4 protein-coding genes are annotated in these 2,922 nt (G+C 61.2%); all 4 read right to left on the bottom strand.

Annotation, left to right across the window (positions count from 1 at the left end):
- Positions 1-169: 169 nt before the first annotated feature.
- Positions 170-874: a PepSY domain-containing protein gene (locus tag BGN95_RS08135; RefSeq protein WP_331386562.1), complete on the bottom strand. Its 705-nt coding sequence runs from the start codon at positions 872-874 to the stop codon at positions 170-172.
- Positions 875-1,471: 597 nt separating this feature from the next.
- The gene (locus BGN95_RS08130) at positions 1,472-1,747 is read right to left on the bottom strand and encodes a hypothetical protein (protein ID WP_030541607.1); all 276 of its coding nucleotides are present in this window, start codon (positions 1,745-1,747) and stop codon (positions 1,472-1,474) included.
- Positions 1,748-1,802: 55 nt separating this feature from the next.
- Entirely contained in the window at positions 1,803-2,552 is a 750-nt protein-coding gene (locus BGN95_RS08125; protein ID WP_082731805.1) for a methyltransferase family protein, read from the bottom strand.
- Positions 2,549-2,812 (bottom strand): DUF2933 domain-containing protein, encoded by a 264-nt coding sequence (locus BGN95_RS08120; RefSeq protein WP_013039078.1) that lies wholly within the window; start codon positions 2,810-2,812, stop codon positions 2,549-2,551. The genes BGN95_RS08125 and BGN95_RS08120 overlap by 4 nt, the downstream gene beginning before the upstream one ends.
- Between the last annotated feature and the right edge of the window lie 110 nt (positions 2,813-2,922).

Below are 2,922 nucleotides of genomic sequence, written 5' to 3'. Positions count from 1 at the left end.
GGTCGCAGTATAAAGCGCCATCCAGTTGATCATTTCAGCATCGCTCAGATGCGCCATGGTCTACCCCATCGCTGCCAAACGAAGTCTCGCCTGTTCAACTGCGTTCCAACCCGCCGCGCGACTTATCACTTTTCTTTATCATCATGCTTCTCCGGTTTCTGCCGGTCCGCTAGCCTGACGCGCTTGACCGACGCCGCTTCGGCCAACGCATGCAAAGAAGCACGGCCCCGCCAAGCCAAAGTCCGAGGCCGCCGAGCGCAAACCCTAGAAGCCATGGCGTGTTGAAGTCCTCGTGATTCTTCCAATCCATGATGTGAAGGCTCCAGAAGAAGTCATAAAGCCGCCACGTGCCTGTCCTCACCGCCGCAATCCGGCCGGTATCGGCCGCCACGAAGATCCGAGTGGAGTCCGGATCGGCGAACGTCACACGCCAGGCGGGAAGCGTGCCGCGATATTCGGGACTGGCGCGATCGATCAGTTCCACGTTCACACTTGGGTGATCGTTGCTCCGCCAGGCGGCCCTCGCTACCGCTTGGGCTTGCGCCGCAGTTGGGGCGGGCAACAGTGCGCCCGTTCTCGCGTCGAACAGCCGCGTCCCTCGGGCCGTTGTCGCCTCAGCGACCGGGCGGCCAAGCCACATGCGATAGCTCACGGTCTCGATCCGCGTCCCGGTCGCCGCGACGATCACTGATGGTGGGACGAGCGCCACGCCGCGAGGCAAGGGCGCCACGGCTTTGCGGTCCACAAGGTGATCGCCATGCACTCGATCGATGGGCAAGAAGCTCATCAACGCGCCGCTCGCGAACCACAAAAGAAGCTGCGCGCCGACAATGATCGCGAGCCACTTGTGAGTGCGGCTCGCGAGAAGGTGCAGCCGAAGTTTGGTGCTTCTCAGGGTCGAATCTCCATCCTTGCGTGTCTCATTTCGTGCCTGCCAGATTCTTCATCATCCCGCGTGGCCGACAGGTGCGCCCGCGACCAGCGCTTGTACGGCTCAGCCGTCATCCCCGAGAGTTAGCGCACGAACGCCACCGTGTCCCAGACAGGGGATCCGGTGCGTCTTGCCCCCCGCCGGCTCGGCCGTCAGCTTACACCATGCTTGATAATCCAGGGCTGCTGAGCGGGCGTGAGGCGTTGCGCCACCCCTCGCCAGTTCGGGGCTTGCCGTTAAGGGCCTTGGCTCACCTCCGATTCCTCCGCGCCGGGGCGATAGATGACAGCCGCTGCACATCTCTCCGTAGAGGCCGACACCGACTGACACCCGTTGCGCCGACGCAAAATCCGGCCGCGCCCTTGGCAATCAGCCCGCTGGCACGGCGGTCGAACAGGTCAGTTGCTTGTCCGGCTTACAGATAGCGCCCGATCGCACTGCCCGGGCTCGGTCACGTCCTGAACTTCGGTGACGTTCAGGACGTGGCTGCGATCTCGATCGGTGGGCGGCCCAGCTTTTCGAGGGCGATCGCGTGACGGGCTAACCAACGACGGGATCTTTGACCCACCCCAAGGCATCGTGCAGCTCTGATATGTCGGCGTCGATGATCGCGTACAGGTCTTTATCTTCCTCGCGAAAGAACATGCGCGCCTTCGCTTCGTCTTCGGCAGGGGGAAGCATCGCTCCCAGGCGCTCCGGCCATTTCGCGTCTATGAATCTCATGAGCCGCTTCCAGGCCGCGGATCGGGTCTGATGGAGGCTCAGGACGGGAACGCCGTTTACTACAATCGCAAGGATCGTCACCTGCATGGTCACATACGCCCCCTCGATTTCGTCATGTTCGTGATGATCTTGCGGAGGAGGACAACGTCTAACCTCCTGGCAGCATGTTGTCGTGTTCTCGAGAACCCTCGCTAACCGGCCCGTCCGTCTGATGGCCTGCCATTCGAGCATTTCCTGTGAAGGCCAGTCCTGCAATCTCCCGCTTCCAACGCAAGCTGGGGAAGAAGGCGGGAACATGGGCCATGTACTGGCGGTAGCTATCGCCGTAGGTCGCGAGCGCGTATCTCTCCTCATGCTTAGCCAAACGAATGTACATCACCACCAGCACCGGAAACATGGCAAGCGTCAGAAGCGTCGGCCATTGTAGCAAGAAACCGAGCATGACGAGGATGAACCCTACGTATTGAGGGTGCCGCACCCGGGCGTAGACCCCCGTCATTGCCAATTCGTTTTTGCGCTGACTCGTGTGAAGCGCCGTCCACGCGATCGAGATTAGCCAAAAGCCTACACCAATCAGCACAAAGCTGGCGATGTGGAACGGGCCGAAATGCGGATTGATGCGCCAGCCGAACATCATTTCCAGGATGTGGCCAGCATCGTGGCTCCACCAGTCGACGCCGGGGAAATGCGACTGGAGCCACCCCGACAGCAGGAAGATGGTGAGCGGGAAGCCATACATTTCGGCGAAGAGCGCGACGATGAACGCACTGAACGCGCCGAAGCTGCGCCAGTCGCGCCGCGTTGCCGGCTTGAAGAAGCTGAACGCAAAGAGGATGAAAACGGCGGCATTGACCAGCGCGAGCCCCCACAGACCATAGCCATAGTCGGCGTGCGTCATCGCGACTCTCCTTCGATGCGGCCGTTGGGATTGGCCGGCAAGCCGGCGGGTGCCTGGCCGGGCTCATGGCCATGCTGATGCCCACCTTGGCCGTGGTGCATGAACAGGTGCATGAGCGGGCAGGCGAGCAGGATGAGATAGGGCAGCACACCCAGGAAGTGCGCGGTATGCTCGGTAATGAGGAAGAAGCTGGCGACGAGCAGGAAGCCGATCAGAACGATCTTGCCGCGCTTGCGCATGCGATGGTCATGTTCGCCCATATGCCGTTCTCTTCTAGTCAACCTCCAGCCTGCATAGGCTCGAGTCCAAGGAGCAAGGTATAAGTAGAGAGCGAAGTCCGAAGGGCATCGCGCAAGCATGGGTAAGGTGA

This window comes from Sphingomonas sp. 66-10 (genome assembly GCF_001897045.1).
In the GTDB taxonomy this organism is placed as follows: domain Bacteria; phylum Pseudomonadota; class Alphaproteobacteria; order Sphingomonadales; family Sphingomonadaceae; genus Sphingomonas; species Sphingomonas lycopersici.
Note: the sequence above shows the minus strand (reverse complement) of the source record. Positions and strands in the feature narration are given on the sequence as shown.